The organism is Mycolicibacterium sp. XJ2546 (assembly GCF_053483195.1).
Map to the genome: position 1 here is coordinate 136,019 of NZ_JBEFRW010000001.1, position 16,634 is coordinate 152,652.

16 protein-coding genes and 1 pseudogene are annotated in these 16,634 nt (G+C 67.1%); 10 read left to right on the forward strand and 7 right to left on the reverse strand.

Annotated elements, in window-relative coordinates; genetic code table 11:
* Positions 1-432 carry a carboxymuconolactone decarboxylase family protein gene (locus ABQE44_RS00710; protein WP_448394814.1) on the forward strand — a complete coding sequence of 144 codons (432 nt, stop codon included), beginning with the start codon at positions 1-3 and terminating at the stop codon, positions 430-432.
* The gene (locus tag ABQE44_RS00715) at positions 422-1,648 is read left to right on the forward strand and encodes a hypothetical protein (protein WP_448427780.1); all 1,227 of its coding nucleotides are present in this window, start codon (positions 422-424) and stop codon (positions 1,646-1,648) included. The genes ABQE44_RS00710 and ABQE44_RS00715 overlap by 11 nt, the downstream gene beginning before the upstream one ends.
* Here the strand turns inward: ABQE44_RS00715 and ABQE44_RS00720 are convergent.
* The 3 genes from ABQE44_RS00720 to ABQE44_RS00730 are packed head-to-tail and all read right to left on the reverse strand — an operon-like array spanning position 1,645 to position 4,045.
* Entirely contained in the window at positions 1,645-2,139 is a 495-nt protein-coding gene (locus ABQE44_RS00720; protein WP_448393590.1) for an EspA/EspE family type VII secretion system effector, read from the reverse strand. The genes ABQE44_RS00715 and ABQE44_RS00720 overlap by 4 nt on opposite strands.
* A gap of 44 nt (positions 2,140-2,183) precedes the next feature.
* Complete coding sequence (locus tag ABQE44_RS00725; RefSeq protein WP_448393591.1) at positions 2,184-2,780, reverse strand: TetR/AcrR family transcriptional regulator; 597 nt, start codon at positions 2,778-2,780, stop codon at positions 2,184-2,186.
* A 26-nt stretch (positions 2,781-2,806) separates the two neighbouring features.
* Positions 2,807-4,045 carry a cytochrome P450 gene (locus ABQE44_RS00730; RefSeq protein ID WP_448427782.1) on the reverse strand — a complete coding sequence of 413 codons (1,239 nt, stop codon included), beginning with the start codon at positions 4,043-4,045 and terminating at the stop codon, positions 2,807-2,809.
* A gap of 62 nt (positions 4,046-4,107) precedes the next feature.
* Here ABQE44_RS00730 and purD point away from each other — a divergent pair, with 62 nt between their 5' ends.
* Positions 4,108-5,376, forward strand: coding sequence for a phosphoribosylamine--glycine ligase (gene purD / locus ABQE44_RS00735; RefSeq protein ID WP_448427784.1), 1,269 nt, complete (start codon positions 4,108-4,110; stop codon positions 5,374-5,376).
* An 87-nt stretch (positions 5,377-5,463) separates the two neighbouring features.
* Here purD and ABQE44_RS00740 read toward each other — a convergent pair whose 3' ends face one another.
* On the reverse strand, positions 5,464-6,285 hold the full coding sequence (locus ABQE44_RS00740; RefSeq protein ID WP_448427786.1) for an alpha/beta hydrolase: 822 nt from the start codon (positions 6,283-6,285) through the stop codon (positions 5,464-5,466).
* A gap of 78 nt (positions 6,286-6,363) precedes the next feature.
* Between ABQE44_RS00740 and ABQE44_RS00745 the strand changes: the two genes are divergently transcribed.
* The 5 genes from ABQE44_RS00745 (at position 6,364) to ABQE44_RS00765 (ending at position 11,803) form a co-directional block, all read left to right on the forward strand.
* Positions 6,364-6,987: a TetR/AcrR family transcriptional regulator gene (locus tag ABQE44_RS00745; protein WP_448427788.1), complete on the forward strand. Its 624-nt coding sequence runs from the start codon at positions 6,364-6,366 to the stop codon at positions 6,985-6,987.
* A gap of 31 nt (positions 6,988-7,018) precedes the next feature.
* A complete protein-coding gene (locus tag ABQE44_RS00750; protein WP_448393596.1) occupies positions 7,019-8,443 on the forward strand; it encodes an APC family permease in 1,425 nt (474 codons plus the stop codon).
* A 37-nt stretch (positions 8,444-8,480) separates the two neighbouring features.
* Positions 8,481-9,899, forward strand: coding sequence for an adenylosuccinate lyase (gene purB, locus ABQE44_RS00755; protein WP_448393597.1), 1,419 nt, complete (start codon positions 8,481-8,483; stop codon positions 9,897-9,899).
* On the forward strand, positions 9,896-11,134 hold the full coding sequence (locus tag ABQE44_RS00760) for a cytochrome P450 (RefSeq protein ID WP_448427790.1): 1,239 nt from the start codon (positions 9,896-9,898) through the stop codon (positions 11,132-11,134). Before purB ends, ABQE44_RS00760 begins: the two co-directional genes overlap by 4 nt.
* A 99-nt stretch (positions 11,135-11,233) precedes the next feature.
* The gene (locus ABQE44_RS00765; protein ID WP_448393599.1) at positions 11,234-11,803 is read left to right on the forward strand and encodes a DUF1707 SHOCT-like domain-containing protein; all 570 of its coding nucleotides are present in this window, start codon (positions 11,234-11,236) and stop codon (positions 11,801-11,803) included.
* On the opposite strand, the pseudogene ABQE44_RS00770 reads toward ABQE44_RS00765, so the two are convergent.
* Both ABQE44_RS00770 and ABQE44_RS00775 read right to left on the reverse strand, forming a co-directional pair.
* Positions 11,800-12,407 (reverse strand): annotated as a pseudogene (locus ABQE44_RS00770) (type IV toxin-antitoxin system AbiEi family antitoxin domain-containing protein). The gene ABQE44_RS00765 and the pseudogene ABQE44_RS00770 sit on opposite strands and share 4 nt — an antisense overlap.
* Before the next feature lie 93 nt (positions 12,408-12,500).
* Entirely contained in the window at positions 12,501-13,112 is a 612-nt protein-coding gene (locus ABQE44_RS00775) for a hypothetical protein (RefSeq protein WP_448393600.1), read from the reverse strand.
* Positions 13,113-13,142: 30 nt separating this feature from the next.
* Here ABQE44_RS00775 and ABQE44_RS00780 point away from each other — a divergent pair, with 30 nt between their 5' ends.
* Together ABQE44_RS00780 and ABQE44_RS00785 are read left to right on the forward strand one after the other, a co-directional pair.
* The gene (locus tag ABQE44_RS00780; protein ID WP_448393601.1) at positions 13,143-14,048 is read left to right on the forward strand and encodes a phosphoribosylaminoimidazolesuccinocarboxamide synthase; all 906 of its coding nucleotides are present in this window, start codon (positions 13,143-13,145) and stop codon (positions 14,046-14,048) included.
* A complete protein-coding gene (locus ABQE44_RS00785) occupies positions 14,045-16,153 on the forward strand; it encodes a S9 family peptidase (RefSeq protein WP_448393602.1) in 2,109 nt (702 codons plus the stop codon). Before ABQE44_RS00780 ends, ABQE44_RS00785 begins: the two co-directional genes overlap by 4 nt.
* Here ABQE44_RS00785 and ABQE44_RS00790 read toward each other — a convergent pair.
* Positions 16,112-16,561 carry a DoxX family protein gene (locus ABQE44_RS00790; RefSeq protein ID WP_448393603.1) on the reverse strand — a complete coding sequence of 150 codons (450 nt, stop codon included), beginning with the start codon at positions 16,559-16,561 and terminating at the stop codon, positions 16,112-16,114. The two genes, ABQE44_RS00785 and ABQE44_RS00790, sit on opposite strands and share 42 nt — an antisense overlap.
* Positions 16,562-16,634 lie beyond the last annotated feature (73 nt).

Below are 16,634 nucleotides of genomic sequence, written 5' to 3' on the forward strand. Positions count from 1 at the left end.
GTGGACGAACAGCGCCGCAAAGGCCTCGAGAAGATGAACGAGGTCTACGGCTGGGAGATGCCCAACATCGAAGGCGACCCGTACTTCGATCTCACCGTCGACCATCTCTTCGGCACCATCTGGACGCGTCCCGGCCTGTCGATGCGCGACAAGCGGATCATGACACTGACCGCCGTAACCGCCGTCGGGAGCGCCGAACTCGCCGAGATCCAGGCCAACGCGGCGCTGGCCAACGATGAGATGACCGAGGACGAACTCAAGGAGATGGCGGTCTTCTTGACCCACTACCTCGGGTTCCCGCTGGGCTCGAAGTTGGACGGGGCGGTCAGCAAGGTCATCAAGAACCGCAAGAAGGGCAAAGGCGAGGACAAAAAAGCCAACGTGAACGCGGCAGTGAAGATGCACTCCGGGAAGACGCTCGATGACCAGTAGGTATGCCGGGCTGTCCCGGGAGCAGCTGGCCACCTTGCTCCCGGAGCTGCTGTTGATCGGCCAGATGATCGACCGGTCCGGAATGGCCTGGTGCATCAGTAATTTCGGCCGAGAAGAAATGCTGCAGATCGCGATCGAGGAATGGATGGGCGCCAGCCCCATCTACACCAAGCGGATGCAGGAGGCGCTGCGCTACCAGGGTGACGACGTCATCACGATCTTCAAGGGCCTGCAGCTCGACATCGGTGCGCCGCCGCAGTTCATGGATTTCCGCTACACCGTGCACGACCGCTGGCACGGCGAGTTCCAGCTCGACCACTGCGGTGCGCTGCTCGACGTCGAACCGATGGGCGAGGACTATGTGCGCGGCATGTGCCACGACATCGAAGACCCCACATTCGACGCCACCGCGGTCGCGACCAACCGTAAGGCCCAGATCCGTCCGATCCACCGCCCGCCGCGCGAACCCGCCGACCGGCAACCGCATTGTGCGTGGAGCGTGATCATCGACGAGTCCTACCCGCCGGTCGACGATCACCCCGTGCTCGACGTGGTGCGCCGAACGTGTGCGGCCCGAACCGACCTCGATCCGATCGATCCCGACGACGACGGTCAGTCGGACTACTCGGGTCCGTTGGTGACGGATCTGGACTTCTCCGCGTTCTCCCACTCGGCGCTGGTGCGCATGGCCGACGAAATCTGCCTGCAGATGCACCTGCTGAACCTGTCGTTCGTCATCGCCGTCGGCAAGCGCGCCGGTACCGACCAAGCGCTGGCCACCGAGATCTGCACCAAGCAGCTCATCGGCGTCGCCGGGCTGGGCGCCGAGCGTATCCACCAGGCACTGGAACTGCCCGGCGGCATCGAGGGGTCCGTTCGGGTGCTGCAGTTGCACCCGCTGCTGAACCCCGCCGCCTACGTCGACGCCGAGTTCGGGCCCGACGTCGTAGGGGTGCGGCGCTCGCCCGCCCACGAGGACGGCGCCTGGGTGTCGCTGGTGACGCCGGACGAAAAGCGCCCGTTACAGGCCATCGTCGCCGCCGTGGACCGCCACCTCGACGTGGAAATCGGTGGCGATCAGCAGAACTGGACGGCACGCATCGTCGAAACCGACACGGCCGCCAAGGAATTCTCCGAGGTTTCGGTCGCCAAGGTCAGCGGCGGCGCGACTTTTGCGTTCCAGCCGCGCAAGTCGCTGCCGCTCACCGTGCTCTAGGCGTCGCGGTTATCGTCGCCCAGCTCCCCGTACTGGCCGCCGAGCGAACGGATCCGTTCGGCGATCGCCGACAGGTCGCCGTGCGCGCGTTCGATGATCTCCGCGACCTCGCGGGCGCCCTTGCTGACCACCGGCCAGACCATCTGCTCGTTGGGTGCGGTGGCTGCGGCGTCGAGCACCCACTGTCTGACGGCGTCGAGCTCGCGGCGGCCAGCCGCGACGACGGCCGCGGAGCGGTCGACCTCGGCGGCCAGCCGCTGATCCAGCTCGGCGAGCGCGCCGAGAGTGCGCCCGTGGCGGATGTTTTCGTCCGCGTAGGTGTCGGAGGACGCACCGGTCCACTCGGAGGTCGGCACGGCCGATTCCACGTCGCCCTGCAGCATCCGCAGCCGTGCGCTTTCGTCGAACTCGGCGCCGGCCTGCGGACTTCCCTCGCCGAATGTGGCGCGGGCGTGCGACCACGTCGTCAGAAAGCCGTCCAGGGCGCCCATGGTGACAAGTCTATGGCCGGCCGGACCGTGCATCGCGCGGCAATTCAGCGCGTCGGGAGGGCAGCCCCGACCCAGCGGCGCAGGTAGTCACGCAGCTCGAGGCCCTGTCGCGGTGGGCGGCCCGGGTCGATGACGAACGACTGGATGATCCTCAGCAGGTGCTCGGCCAGCTCTTCGAGGTCGTCCTGGGCGAAGCCCAGCCCGGCCCAATCGACGTCGAAACGGTGTAGCAGCGCATCGGCGAACTGCAACGCGACGTCGGATGTCACCGTCTGGCTGAAGGCGTTGGCCTTACCCGGCATGAGCAGCAGGCCGATGTGCTTGTCCTTGGGGATCCACTCCAGCGCGGTGGCGATACCTTCGGCGACCGCTTCCCGCGGGTCGGAGAGCCCTTGCAGATGGTCGGCCAACCGGTCGAGAAAGTCGGTGGCCGCCCGCTGCGCCGAGGCCTGCAGCAGGGCGTCGGTGCTGGGGAAATACCGGTACACCGTCTGCCGGGTCACCCCGAGCGCGCGGGCCACGTCGGCGATGGAGAACTCCGCGCCGCGGGCGTCGATGGCCTTGCCTGCGGCATCGAGGATACGCTCGATGGCCTCGTCATCGGTCGCTGGCGTCGAACCGGACCAACCGTGGGTGCGCACGGCGAAATCCTACTCAGCCAGCCGAATCAACCTGAGTACGACACCTGCAGATCCTTGACCCCGTTGATCCACCCGGACCGAAGGCGTTGCGGTTCAGACAGTTTGGCGACGTCAGGAATCTGCTCGGCGATTTCGTTGAAGATCAGGTTGATCTCCATCCGGGCCAGGTTCGCCCCGATGCAGTAGTGCGCGCCGTTGCCGCCGAAGCCCAGGTGCGGGTTGGGGTCGCGGCTGATGTTGAACTGGAAGGGCGCCTCGAACACGGCATCGTCGTAGTTGGCCGAGCTGTAGAACAGCCCCACGCGCTGCCCCTCGCGGATCGTGACGCCGCCGATTTCGGTGTCCGCCAACGCCGTTCGCTGGAAGCAGTGCACCGGCGTGGCCCAGCGCACGATCTCGTCGGCGGCGGTCTGCGGCCGCTCACGTTTGTAGAGCTCCCACTGGTCGGGGTTCTCGAAGAACGCGTTCATGCCGTGGGTCATCGCGTTGCGTGTCGTCTCGTTACCCGCAACCGCCAGCAGGATGACGAAGAACGCGAACTCGACGTCTTGGAGGCCTTCACCGGCTTCGCCATTCATGTCGGCCTCCACCAGCCGGGTGACGATGTCGTCGGCCGGGCAGCGGCGACGCTCCTCGGCCATGGCATAGGCGTAGCCCATCAGCTCGGCGTTGGCCGCCGCGTAATCGCTTGCGTAGTCCGGATCGTCGGTGTTCATGATCGAGTTGGTCCACTCGAACAGCTTCTGCCGATCGGCCTCGGGGACACCGATCAGATCAGCGATCGCCTGCAGCGGCAGCCTCATCGCGATGTCGTCGACGAAGTTGCCGCTTTCCTTATCCTTTGCCGCGGCAACGATTTCGCGCGCCGCGTTGGCGAGCTTCTCTTCCAGGCCGGCCACCGCCCGCGGGGTGAACAGCCGCGAGACGATCTTGCGCAGCCGGGTGTGCTCGGGTGCGTCGTGGTTGATCAGCAGCGCCTTGGTCAGCTCGAGCTGCTCGGCGTCGGTGCCCTCGGGCAACCGCATGACGACACCCTTGCGGTTGGTCGACCACCGATCGCCGTCGCGGGATATCGCCTTGATGTCCTCGTGGCGGCTGATCACCCAGTAGCCGCCGTCGTCGAAGATCGATTCCGCCTGCTCGTTCCACCACACCGGGGCGGTTTTGCGCAGCTCGGCGAACTCGGCGACGGGTATGCCCTTGAGCAGCAGGTCAGGGTCGGTGAAGTCCCATCCCGGCGAAAACGGGCAGGTGCTCTGCGTCATATTTCGACCATACACCCCGGTGTCAAGTGTATGGCCAAGTGAAGTTGTTTAGAGTTGGCGCTGTGCGTGTCCTGGTGATCGGCTCCGGAGCCCGTGAACATGCGTTGCTGCTCGCCCTGCGCCGCGACCCGGAGGTCGAGGCGATGGCCATCGCCCCCGGAAACGCCGGCACCGCGGCCATCGCCGAACAACACGACGTCGACATCACCTCCGGCGAGGCTGTCGCCACGTTGGCCAAGCAGTTCGGCGCCGATCTGGTGATCATCGGCCCGGAGGTGCCGTTGGTGCTCGGCGTCGCCGACGCCGTGCGCGAGGTGGGTATCGCCTGTTTCGGACCCAGCAAGGCGGCCGCGCGCATCGAGGGCTCCAAGTCGTTCGCGAAAGACGTGATGACCGCCGCCGGGGTGCGCACCTCGCGCAGCGAGATCGTCGACAACCCGGCGCGGTTGGACGCGGCGCTGGACCGCTTTGGGCCGCCGAGCGGCGAGTCGGCGTGGGTGGTCAAGGACGACGGGCTCGCCGCGGGCAAGGGCGTGGTGGTGACCACCGACCGCGACGTGGCCCGCGCGCACGCCGCCAGCCTGCTCGACGCCGGGCATCCGGTGCTGCTCGAGTCGTTCCTGGACGGCCCTGAGGTATCGCTGTTCTGCATCGTGGACGGGGAGACGGTGGTGCCGCTGCTGGCGGCGCAGGACTTCAAACGCGTCGGCAACAACGACACCGGCCCCAACACGGGCGGGATGGGTGCATACGCGCCGCTGCCGTGGTTGCCGGCAGAAGCCGTCGACCGCATCGTCGACGAGGTCGTCAAACCCGTTGCCGCCGAACTCCTTCGCCGGGGCAGCCCTTTCTCCGGGCTGCTCTATGCCGGACTGGCCATCACCTCGAACGGGCCGGCCGTCATCGAATTCAACTGCCGTTTCGGCGATCCCGAGACGCAGTCCGTACTAGCGCTGCTCGACAGCCCGGTCGGTCAGCTGTGCTACGCCGCGGCGACCGGCACGCTGGCCGAGGTGCCTCCACTGCGCTGGCGCGACGGCGCCGCGGTGACCGTGGTGCTGGCCGCTGAGAACTACCCGAGCCGCCCCCGGCTCGGTGACGTCATCGCGGGCTGTGAGGTCGACGGTGTGCTGCACGCAGGCACCGCCCGCCGCGCCGACGGTGCAATCGTGTCGTGCGGCGGTCGGGTGTTGTCGGTGGTGGGCACCGGGTCCGACCTGGCCGCGGCCCGTGCCGCCGCGTACGCGTTGATCGACTCGATCCGGTTGCCCGGCAGCCATTTTCGTCGTGATATTGGGTTGGCGGCGGTCGACGGCCGCATCACCCTTTGACGGCGAGTTGCGCCCACGCGCGAGCAGACAGAGAATGGTGTGAAACCCGGCCGCAACACCACCTTTTGTGTCTGCTCGCGCAGGAAGTCAGCCGGTCAGCAGCGGCGCGATCCAGGTCAGCTCAGCGGGCAGCTGCGAACTCCAGAACCCGCCGTCGTGTCCGCCGGGCGAGAAGCCGCCGGCGGGCGGGTTGGGTAGTTGGGCGATGAACTGTTTGGTCGCGGCATAGAAGGGATCGCCGGTGCCGCAGTCGATCCGGATCGGAATGCGGCCGAGCTCAGGTAGTCCCCACACGTTGTTGGCCGCGTAGTCGTGGGCGCCGTCGAACGCGCCGGGAGCCGTCGCGCCCGAGGAAGTCCACAGCGCCGGGCTCACCGCGCAGATGGCCGCCGTCCGGGTCGACCCCAGCCGCGCCCCGAGCAGAAGCGCACCGTAGCCGCCCATCGACCAGCCGAGGAACGCCACCCGCGAGGTGTCGAGGTCGTGCTCGCCCAGCATCGGGATGAGCTCGTCGAGCACCATGGCGCCGGAGTCCTCACCGGATGCGCGCTTGTGCCAGTAGCTCCCGCCACCGTCGACAGCGACGACCGCGAACGGCGGCAGGCCCGCCGCCACCGCCTGGGCCAGACCTTGTTCGACACCGCCGGCCATGACGGTGGCGGCGTCGCTGCCTTTACCGTGCAGCGCGATGACCGGACGCAGCGGGCCGGCGTGCCCCGGTGGCCGGGCGATCGCCCAATTGGTCGTCACACCGCCGCGCGCCGCCGAGACGAACGAGCCCTCGACGTAGGTCGGTGCCGCGGCCGCGGTAGGCGCCGTGCGAAAGACTGCCATCCCGGCGGCCACACCCGTCACACTGCCGCCCAGACGCAGCAGCGCGCGCCGGCTCAGTTCGGACATGGCGGCCATCATGCCATCGCCGAGAGTTTCTGAGTAAAGCCTGTTGATTGGCCGAAAGCGCAATGGGAGACCCGCCCGGCTGGCAGCATGCTAGAGGTGACGGCAGCAGTCACTCCTAAGGGAGAACGTCGGCGGTGCGCGCTGGTCAGCGCGGCTGCCGATCTGCTGTGCGAAGGCGGCTTCGACGCGGTCCGGCACCGCGCGGTGGCCCGTCGCGCCGGGCTGCCGTTGGCGTCGACGACGTACTACTTCTCCTCGCTGGACGACCTCATCGCCAAGGCCGTCGAACACGTCGGTGAACGCGAAACCGAACAACTGCGGGCGCGGGTGGCAATGCTGCCGCGGCGCCGTCGCGGCGCTGAGTCGACCGCCGCCATCCTGGTCGACCTGTTGGTCGACGACGCCGTCGGGCAGGGCGGCAGCGAACAGTTGATCTCGCGGTACGAGCGCTACATCGCATGTGCGCGCCAACCGATGCTGCGCGACATCCAGCGGCAGATCCTGCGCCAACGCACCGACGCCGTCATCGAGGTGATCGAGCGCTCCGGGCGGTCGGTGCGGTCCGAGTACCTGACGGCCTTGGTCAACGCCGTCGACGGTGCGGTGGTGGCCGCGCTCGTCGGCGACGGCGACGGTCCACGCGCATCGGCACGCGCCACGCTCATCGACGTCATCGATGTCCTGGCGCCGGTCGACGAGCGAATCGCGTAGCGGCGGGCCCAGGAAAGGCCCGGGACAGCTGATGGGCACTCCCGCCACCGCGAATCAGGAGCCGGAACTACGACGGGTGCTGGGCCCCGGCCTGTTGCTGCTCTTCATCGTTGGCGACATCCTCGGCACCGGCGTCTACGCGCTGACGGGTGACGTCGCGGCCGAAGTCGGTGGGGCGGCGTGGCTTCCGTTCTTGATCGCGTTTCTGATCGCGACCCTCACCGCATTCAGCTATCTGGAGCTGGTGACGAAGTATCCGCAAGCCGCCGGTGCTGCGCTCTACGTGCACAAGGCGTTTGGTATCCAGTTCGTGACATTCCTGGTCGCCTTTGTGGTGATGTGCTCAGGTATCACTTCGGCGTCCACCGCATCGCGCTTTTTCGCCGCCAACTTCGACACCGGTTTCGGGCTGGGTTGGAGCAAGTTCGGAATCGCCGTCCTCGCACTGCTGTTCATGGCGCTGCTGGCGATGGTCAACCTGCGCGGTGTCGGCGAGAGCGTGAAACTCAATGTCGTGCTGACGATCATCGAGGCGACCGGCCTGATGCTGGTGCTCTTCGTCGGGTTGTGGGCCTTCACCCGCGGGATCGACGTCGACTTCGGCCGGGTGGTCGCGTTCGAGACCGCGTCGGACAAGAACACGTTCATGGCCGTGACCGCCGCGACGTCGCTGGCGTTCTTCGCGATGGTCGGATTCGAGGACTCGGTGAACATGGCCGAGGAAACCAAGGATCCGGTGAACATTTTTCCCAAGGTGCTGCTTTCGGGTCTGGGTATCGCCGGGGTCGTCTACATCCTGGTGGCGATCGTCGCGGTGGCGCTGGTGCCGGTCGGCACGCTGGCCGCCAGCGACACTCCGCTGGTGGAGGTGGTCAAGACCGGCGCGCCAAACCTGCCGATCGAAGAGATCTTCCCGTTCATCTCGATGTTCGCAGTGTCCAACACCGCGTTGATCAACATGCTGATGGCCAGCCGGTTGATCTACGGCATGGCCCGCCAACACGTTTTGCCGCCGGTCCTGGGCACTGTCCATCCGCGCACCCGCACGCCATGGGTGGCGATCGTGTTCACCACGTTGATCGCGTTCGGGCTCATCCTCTACGTGTCGGTGTTCGCCAGCTCGAACGCCATCGCGGTGCTCGGCGGCACCACGTCGCTGTTGCTGCTCGCGGTGTTCGCGATGGTCAACGTCGCCGTGCTGGTGCTGCGGCGCGACGTGGTCGCGGGCGGCCGACATTTCCGCACGCCGACGGCGTTGCCGGTGATCGGGTTCATCGTGTCGCTGTATCTCGTGACCCCGCTGTCGGGTCGGCCCGCCCAGCAGTACGTCGTCGCGTTGGCGCTGGTCGCGATCGGGATCGTGCTGTTCTTCATCACGATGGTGATCAACCGTCGGCTCGGTGTCGACTCGGCGGAGCTCTTCGACGAGAAGCATCTGAGCGACGCGCCGGACTAGGTCTGGGCCCGCCCGGTGGCCCGTAAGCTGTGTGGCTGTGACGATCCCCAATGTGTTGGCGAACCGCTACGCCAGCGAGGAGATGGCGACCATCTGGTCGCCCGAGGCCAAGATCGTCGCGGAGCGCCGACTGTGGCTGGCGGTGCTGCGCGCGCAGGTAGAGCTGGGGGTCGACGTGCCCTCGGCTGCTCTCTCCGACTACGAGCGGGTGCTCGAACAGGTCGACCTGTCCTCGATCGCAGCACGCGAACGGGTGCTGCGCCACGACGTCAAGGCGCGCATCGAGGAGTTCAACGCGCTGGCCGGCCACGAGCACGTGCACAAGGGCATGACGAGCCGCGACCTCACCGAGAATGTCGAACAGCTGCAGATCCGCCGGTCGATGGAACTGGTGCACTCCCATGGCGTCGCCGTCGTGGCCCGGCTGGCCGAGCGGGCGATCAGCTACCGCGACCTGGTGATGGCCGGCCGCAGCCACAACGTCGCGGCGCAGGCCACCACGCTCGGCAAGCGGTTCGCCTCGGCCGCCGAAGAGATGCTGATCGCGCTGCAACGACTGCGTTCGCTGATCGACCGTTATCCGCTGCGCGGAATCAAGGGCCCGATGGGCACCGCACAAGACATGCTCGACCTATTCGGCGGAGACACCGCCCGGCTGGCCGACCTGGAACGCCGGGTTGCCGAATTCCTGGGGTTCACCGAGCTTTTCAGCAGCGTCGGGCAGGTGTATCCGCGGTCGCTGGACCACGACGTGGTCTCGGCGCTGGTTCAGGTGGGTGCCGGCCCGTCCTCGTTGGCGCACACCATCCGGTTGATGGCGGGCCACGAGCTGGTGACCGAAGGGTTCGCCCCGGGGCAGGTCGGTTCGTCGGCCATGCCGCACAAGATGAACACCCGCTCGTGTGAGCGGGTCAACGGGCTGCAGGTGGTGTTGCGTGGCTACGCGTCGATGGCTGCGGAACTCGCAGGCGCGCAATGGAATGAGGGCGACGTATTCTGCTCGGTGGTGCGACGGGTGGCGCTGCCCGACGCGTTCTTCGCGATCGACGGGCAGACCGAAACGTTCCTGACGGTGCTCGACGAGTTCGGCGCCTATCCGGCCGTGATCCAGCGTGAACTCGACCGGTACCTACCGTTCTTGGCCACCACCCGGATCCTGATCGCTGCGGTGCGCGCGGGTATGGGTCGCGAAGCCGCTCACGAGGTGATCAAGGAGCACGCGGTGGCCGTCGCGCTCGCCATGCGGGAGAAGGGTTTCGAACCCGACCTGCTCGACCGGCTCGCCGCCGATACGCGGCTGCCGCTGGACCGGCCCGCGCTCGACGCGGCCCTGGCCGACAAGCAAGCCTTCACCGGTGCGGCCGGTGACCAGGTGGACCGGGTCGTCGAGGCCGTCGACGAGTTGGTCAGCCGCTACCCCGAAGCGGCCAAGTACACCTCGGGTGCCATCCTGTGACCTCGGCAGCGGAGCTGGCCCGGGTCGACTTCACCGATCTGGACAACTTCGCCGACGGTTTTCCGCACGAGCTGTTCGCGCTGCATCGGCGTGAGGCGCCGGTGTACTGGCATGAACCGACCGAGCACACCCCCGACGGTGAGGGCTTCTGGTCGGTGGCCACCCACGCCGAAACCCTTGCCGTGCTGCGTGATCCGGCGACCTATTCGTCGGTGACCGGTGGGGAGCGACCGTACGGCGGCACGCTGCTGCAAGACCTGTCGGTCGCCGGGCAGGTGCTCAACATGATGGACGACCCGCGACACTCCGAGATCCGGCGGCTGGTCAGCTCCGGTTTGACCCCGCGGATGATCCGCCGAGTCGAGGACGACCTACGCGCCAGGGCCCGGCGGCTGCTGGACGCCGTGGTGCCAGGGGAGCCGTTCGACTTCCTTGTCGACATCGCCGCCGAACTGCCGATGCAGATGATCTGCATCTTGCTGGGAGTTCCTGAGTCCGAACGCCATTGGTTGTTCCACGCCATCGAGCCGCAGTTCGACTTCGGCGATGCCCGCAGAGCCGAACTGGGGCAGGTCGGGCCGGTGTCGGTGGAGGAAGCCGGGGCCAGGATGTATGCATACGGCCAGGAGTTGATCGCGGCCAAGCGCGCCGAGCCGACCGACGACATGTTGTCCGTCGTCGCCAACGCCACGCTCGAGGAGGGCTTGTCGGAGCTGGAGCTGTACCTGTTCTTCAGCCTGCTGTTCAGCGCCGGAGCCGAGACCACCCGCAACTCCGTGGCAGGTGGGTTGCTCGCACTGATCGAGCATCCCGACCAACTGGCGGCGCTGCGCACTGATCTGGACCAGCTGCCCACCGCCGTCGAGGAGATGGTGCGCTGGACGTCGCCGTCGCCGTCGAAGCGGCGTACCGCCACGCGCGAGGTCGAACTGGCGGGCTGCCACCTCCATGCCGGGGAGAAGGTGCAGGTCTGGGAAGGTTCGGCCAACCGCGACGCGACGGTGTTCGCCGAACCGGACACGTTCGAGATCACCCGTAAACCCAACCCGCACTTGGGTTTCGGGCACGGCGTGCACTACTGCCTCGGGGCGAACCTGGCTCGTTTGGAGCTTCGGGTGCTGTTCGGGGAGCTGCTGACCCGGTTCTCGTCGGCGCGGCTGGTAAAACCCGTGGAGTGGACACGCAGCAACCGGCACACCGGCATCCGGCATTTGGTGGTCGAGCTGCAGGTGTGAAGCCCGATGCGTTCGCCGCCGTCATGGCGACCGGCATCGTGTCGATCGCGGGGCTATCGCTGTTGGGGCACCATCTGCGCCAGCGCCTACCCTTGAAGCATGGACTCCGGTGACGCGAACCTGCGTGTGTCCGATGCCGACCGTGAACACACGCGCCAACTGCTCGAGCGCGCCGTCGGCCAGGGCCTGCTCACGCTCGACGAGTTCAGCGAGCGGCTCGACACGGTGCTGACCGCCCGCACCCGCGGTGACCTGCGTGCGGTGCTGGCCGACCTGCCGCAGTCGCCGTCGGCGTCGCCGGACGGCGGTGAGCTGGTGCGGGGCCGGATGTCGACGATCACCCGCCGCGGACAGTGGACGGTGCCCTCGCACCTGCGGCTGCACACCCGGATGTGCGACACCACGCTGGATTTCACCAGCGCCACGTTGCAGAGCCCGTCCGTCGTGCTGGACATCGACGACTATTTCAGCTCGACCGAGCTGATCCTGCCCGACGGCGCCACGGCCGATCTCAACGGCGTCGGCACCCTCGGCGGCAGCGCCACCTTGAAGGTGCCCTACGGTCCGCACTCGGCGCAGCTGCACCTCGTCGTGCGCGGGCGGGTGCGGTTCGGTTCGGTCACCGCGCGCTACTCCTACGGGCGGGTGTGGCGGCGCATGCTCGGCTAGCGGCACGCGCACTTGATCTCGGCGATGACGCGGTCGGGGTACTCGGCGAGGTCCAGCCATGTGAAGCGCAGCACCTGCCAACCGAGCAGGGCGAATGGCGGCCCTTGTTTCGTAGGTGTGCACGCCAGAGCTGCGGCAGTTCGACGCGTCGTTGCAATGCCGCATCCATCAGCATCGCACCGCCGCGACGGACGGCTGCTTCGACGACCGTCAGCGGCAGCGCGGTAATCTGCAAGCCTTTTCGTTCGACGATGTCCTTCGGCGCCAAGTCGCGTCGTCGAGTGCGGACTCCCGGCCGCCGCCGATGATTGCTGACTCTCGGTACCGTCACTTCGACGACATCCGGTGCGAAGCCGGTTAGTCCGTGCCACCATGCTGCGCTCAAGCCGCTGGCGACTGCCAGCGGACCATGAGACCAGACCGCTGCGCGGATTCGTGACGCGTCGGTGAACGGGCGATCGTCGGCGAAAAACACACCCGGCGAGCACCGAAGCCACCGGCCGGAGCGGACCCGCCTGCCGACTGCGTCGTCGCTGAGGCCTGCGGCGCGCGCCTGAGCCAGCGTGATGACGCCGTCGTGGTCGCGAAGGTAGTCCTCCAGCACACTTAAGCAGACGCGCCGCGACCGAGAACGGTTCCATCCCCGCGATTTGTGCACGAAAACCCGCGGTCACCGCGGGAAATCGTGCACAAATCGCTAACGGCGGATGCCGGCCGCGCGTAACTCCAGCGCGGCCAAACCCTGGATCGCCACCGCGTCGTGGTTACGCCAGGCCCCGACGGGATCGGCATGGATCTGCGCCAACTGCGCCAGCGGCCGATTGGCCAGTGCCCGCAGCGCCAACAACTGTTCGCCCGCCGGCGTACGGGCCAGCGTGATCGCCGTCCACTTGCGACGGGCGAACCGCACCCGCAGCATCAGCCACGGCATCGCGACGAACAGGATCGGCGGGGCGGCCACGGCGAGCGCCAACACCCACGCCAGCCACGACGCGGTGGTGTCGAGGCTGTGCCCGGCACCGGCGATGTCGAGCGCGGCATCGGCGGCCGCCCGCAACGGTTTGGCCAGCGCATCACCGACGAACGGCACATCGTCAGTGCGGCTGCCCGCCGTGTCGAGGTTGTCGGCGACACCGTTGGCGCCGATCTCGACCTGGCGGCCGACGGCGGCGATGGTGGCCACCGCGGATTGCACGGCCGCGCCGACCGACAGCCACACGATGGTCCAGCCGAGCACGACGACGTCGCTGAGGAACTGGCCGACGAAGCGCGAAGGCGTCGTGGCATAGGGGAGAAACCGCGAACTCATGCGGTTGATGCTGCCCGATAGGCTGGCCGGATGCGCCCCGCTCTGTCCGACTACCAACATCTGGCCAGCGGTAAAGTCCGTGAGCTGTACCGCGTCGACGACGCGACGCTGCTGTTCGTCGCCAGCGACCGCATCTCGGCCTATGACCACATCCTGGACTCGCAGATCCCGGACAAGGGCCGCATCTTGACCGCGATGAGTGTGTTCTTCTTCGAATTGTTGGCCCGGTCGGCTGATGCGCCGAACCACCTGGCCGGCCCGCCCGACGACGAGCGCATCCCCGAAGAAGTGCTCGGCCGCGCGCTGGTGGTGGCCGAACTCGAGATGCTTCCGGTGGAAGCGGTGGCCCGCGGTTACCTCACCGGCTCGGGCCTGATCGACTACCAGAATAGCGGCACGCTGTGCGGGATCGCGTTGCCGTCCGGGCTGGTCGAAGCCAGCAGGTTCGACGAGCCGCTGTTCACCCCGGCCACCAAAGCCGAACTGGGACAGCATGATGAGAACATCTCGTTCGACGCGGTGGTGGATCTGATCGGCGCCGAGCGCGCCGAGCAGGTGCGCGATGTCACCCTACGGACCTACCGCCAGGGCGCGGATTACGCGCTGAGCAAGGGCATCATCGTGGCCGACACCAAGTTCGAGTTCGGCGTGCACGACGACGGCACGCTGCGACTGGCCGACGAGGTGTTCACCCCCGACTCGAGCAGGTACTGGCGCGCCGACGACTGGAAAGAAGGGGTTGTGCAGCAGAGCTTCGACAAACAGTTCGTCCGCAACTGGCTCACCAGCCCGGAGTCCGGTTGGGACCGCTACGGGGAGGACCCACCCCCACCGCTACCCGCGCACATCGTCGACGCCACACGAGCGCGCTACATCGAGGCCTACGAACGTATTTCCGGCCGCAACTTCGCCGACTGGATCGGAACCGCCGCGTGAACCCTCCTGAAGCCAAGCGCATCGAACACCGCCGCGAACATCACGGCGACGTCTTCGTCGACCCCTACGAGTGGCTGCGCGACAAATCCAACCCCGAGGTCATCGAGCACCTCAACGCCGAGAACGCCTACACCGAGCACGTCACCGCACACCTGGCGCCGTTGCGCGAGAAGATCTTCGACGAGATCAAGGCCCGGACCAAGGAGACCGACCTCTCCGTGCCGACCCGGCGCCAGGACTGGTGGTATTACGGGCGCAGCTTCGAAGGCCAGCAGTACAGCGTGCACTGCCGCTGCCCGGTCGAGGACCCCGACGACTGGACGCCGCCGGTGCTCGACGAGAACACCGAGATACCCGGCGAGCAGGTGTTGCTCGACGAGAACGTGGAGGCCGACGGACACGAGTTCTTCGCGCTGGGCGCCGCGTCGGTGAGCCTGGACGGCACCGTGCTGGCGTATTCCGTCGACGTCAAGGGCGACGAACGGTACACGTTGCGGTTCAAGGACTTACGCACAAACCAGCTGTTTGATGACGAGATCGTCGGGATCGCTCCCGGGGTGACGTGGGCGGCCGACAACCGCACCGTCTACTACACCACCGTCGACGCCGCGTGGCGTCCCGACACCGTCTGGCGCCACCGCATCGGGTCCGGGTTGCCCGCGCAACGCGCATATCACGAACCCGACGAACGGTTCTGGCTCGCGGTGGGCCGCACCCGAAGCGACAAGTACATCCTGATCGCGGCGGGTAGCGCCGTCACGTCGGAGATGCGCTACGCCGACGCGAGTGACCCGCAGGCCGAATTCGCCACGGTGTGGCCGCGCCGCGAACTCGTCGAGTACTCGGTGGAACACGCTGTTGTCGGCGGGCAGGACCGCTTCCTGATCCTGCACAACGACGGTGCGGAGAACTTCACGCTCGTCGAGGCGCCGGTATCCGATCCGACTGCGACGCGTACGCTGATCGAGCACCGCGACGACGTGCGGCTGGATTCGGTGGACGCGTTCGAATCGCATCTGGTGGTCGGCTACCGCAGCGAGGCGCTGCCCAAGATCCAGCTGTGGCCGCTCTATGAGGACGGCCGATACGGGCAGCCCCAAGAGATCACGTTCGACACCGAGTTGACGTCGGCTGGTCTGGCAGGCAACCCGAACTGGAGCTCACCGAAGCTGCGGATCGGCGCGACCTCGTTCGTGACGCCCGTCCGGATCTACGACTTCGACCTGGCGACCGGTGAGCGCACGCTGCTGCGCGAGCAGCCTGTGCTCGGCGATTACCGGCCAGAGGACTACGTGGAGCGCCGGGACTGGGCCGTCGCGCCCGACGGCGCCCGCATCCCGATCTCGATCGTGCACCGCATCGGCGTGCAGTTTCCGGCGCCGACGCTGTTGTACGGCTACGGGGCCTACGAGATGTGTGAAGACCCGCGCTTCTCCATCGCGCGGCTGTCGCTGCTGGATCGCGGAATGGTCTTCGCGGTCGCGCACGTGCGCGGCGGCGGCGAACTCGGCAGGCCATGGTATGAGCACGGCAAGATGCTGGAGAAGAAGAACACCTTCACCGATTTCGTCGCGGTGGCGGAGCATCTGGTGGCCACCGACGTCACGCGCCCGGAGAACCTGGTGGCGCACGGCGGAAGCGCAGGCGGACTGTTGGTGGGTGCGGTGGCCAACATGGCGCCCGAGGTGTTCGCGGGAGTTCTGGCCGTGGTGCCGTTCGTCGACCCGCTCACCACGATCCTGGACCCGTCGCTGCCGTTGACCGTCACCGAATGGGACGAATGGGGAAATCCGTTGGAGGACAAGGCCGTCTACGAGTACATGAAGTCGTACTCGCCGTACGAGAACGTGACCGCCAAACGGTATCCGAAGATCCTGGCGATGACGTCGCTCAACGACACCAGGGTCTACTACGTGGAGCCGGCGAAATGGGTTGCCGCCCTTCGCTACACCAAGGCCGACAGCGAGCCGGTGCTGCTGAAGACGGAGATGAACGCCGGCCACGGCGGCATCAGCGGACGCTATGAACGTTGGAAGGAAGCCGCGTTCCAGTACGCCTGGCTGCTAGATGCCGCCAAGGCCGACCACGATGGCGGCGGCGCCTAGAAACAGCACCTGTTCGGCGGTGCGCAGAGGCAGCCGCGTGTTCATCGACTTCGGGGGGTTGGGCATCCGGGCCGCGTAGACATTGGCGGGAAACATCACCAGCATCAGCGCGAACAGGCACACCGCTGCCGCGACCCGGGTGGGCGGATACAGCAACCCGACCGCGCCGAGAAGTTCCAGCACGCCGGTGATGCTCACCAGCAGGGCAGGTGCGGGCAGCCGCGGCGGGACGATCGCGATCATGTCGCGGCGCAGCGGGTTGACGAAATGCGCGACGCCGGTGAGCGCGAACATCGCGGCCAGTCCGACGGCGATCGCCGCGGGCCAGCTGTCGACGTAGTCGATTCCCAACCAGCCGACGACCCGGGCCGCAAGCGTGCCGAACACCAGGGCGAGAACTACAGCCATGACAAACTCCGATCTTGACAGTGACAAGTTCACGGTAGAGCCGGAATCTAGTCATTGTCAAGATTGAGCCGGT

Bases quoted from the DNA above. Each gene is read 5' to 3' on its own strand.
- ABQE44_RS00790 (WP_448393603.1), bottom strand. From the start codon at position 16,561: ATGGCTGTAGTTCTCGCCCTGGTGTTCGGCACGCTTGCGGCCCGGGTC.
- ABQE44_RS00775 (WP_448393600.1), bottom strand. From the start codon at position 13,112: ATGAGTTCGCGGTTTCTCCCCTATGCCACGACGCCTTCGCGCTTCGTC.
- ABQE44_RS00730 (WP_448427782.1), bottom strand. From the start codon at position 4,045: ATGACGCAGAGCACCTGCCCGTTTTCGCCGGGATGGGACTTCACCGAC.
- ABQE44_RS00780 (WP_448393601.1), top strand. From the start codon at position 13,143: ATGCGCCCCGCTCTGTCCGACTACCAACATCTGGCCAGCGGTAAAGTC.
- ABQE44_RS00715 (WP_448427780.1), top strand. From the start codon at position 422: ATGACCAGTAGGTATGCCGGGCTGTCCCGGGAGCAGCTGGCCACCTTG.
- ABQE44_RS00740 (WP_448427786.1), bottom strand. From the start codon at position 6,285: ATGGCCGCCATGTCCGAACTGAGCCGGCGCGCGCTGCTGCGTCTGGGC.
- ABQE44_RS00750 (WP_448393596.1), top strand. From the start codon at position 7,019: ATGGGCACTCCCGCCACCGCGAATCAGGAGCCGGAACTACGACGGGTG.
- ABQE44_RS00745 (WP_448427788.1), top strand. From the start codon at position 6,364: ATGCTAGAGGTGACGGCAGCAGTCACTCCTAAGGGAGAACGTCGGCGG.
- ABQE44_RS00765 (WP_448393599.1), top strand. From the start codon at position 11,234: ATGGACTCCGGTGACGCGAACCTGCGTGTGTCCGATGCCGACCGTGAA.
- ABQE44_RS00720 (WP_448393590.1), bottom strand. From the start codon at position 2,139: ATGGGCGCCCTGGACGGCTTTCTGACGACGTGGTCGCACGCCCGCGCC.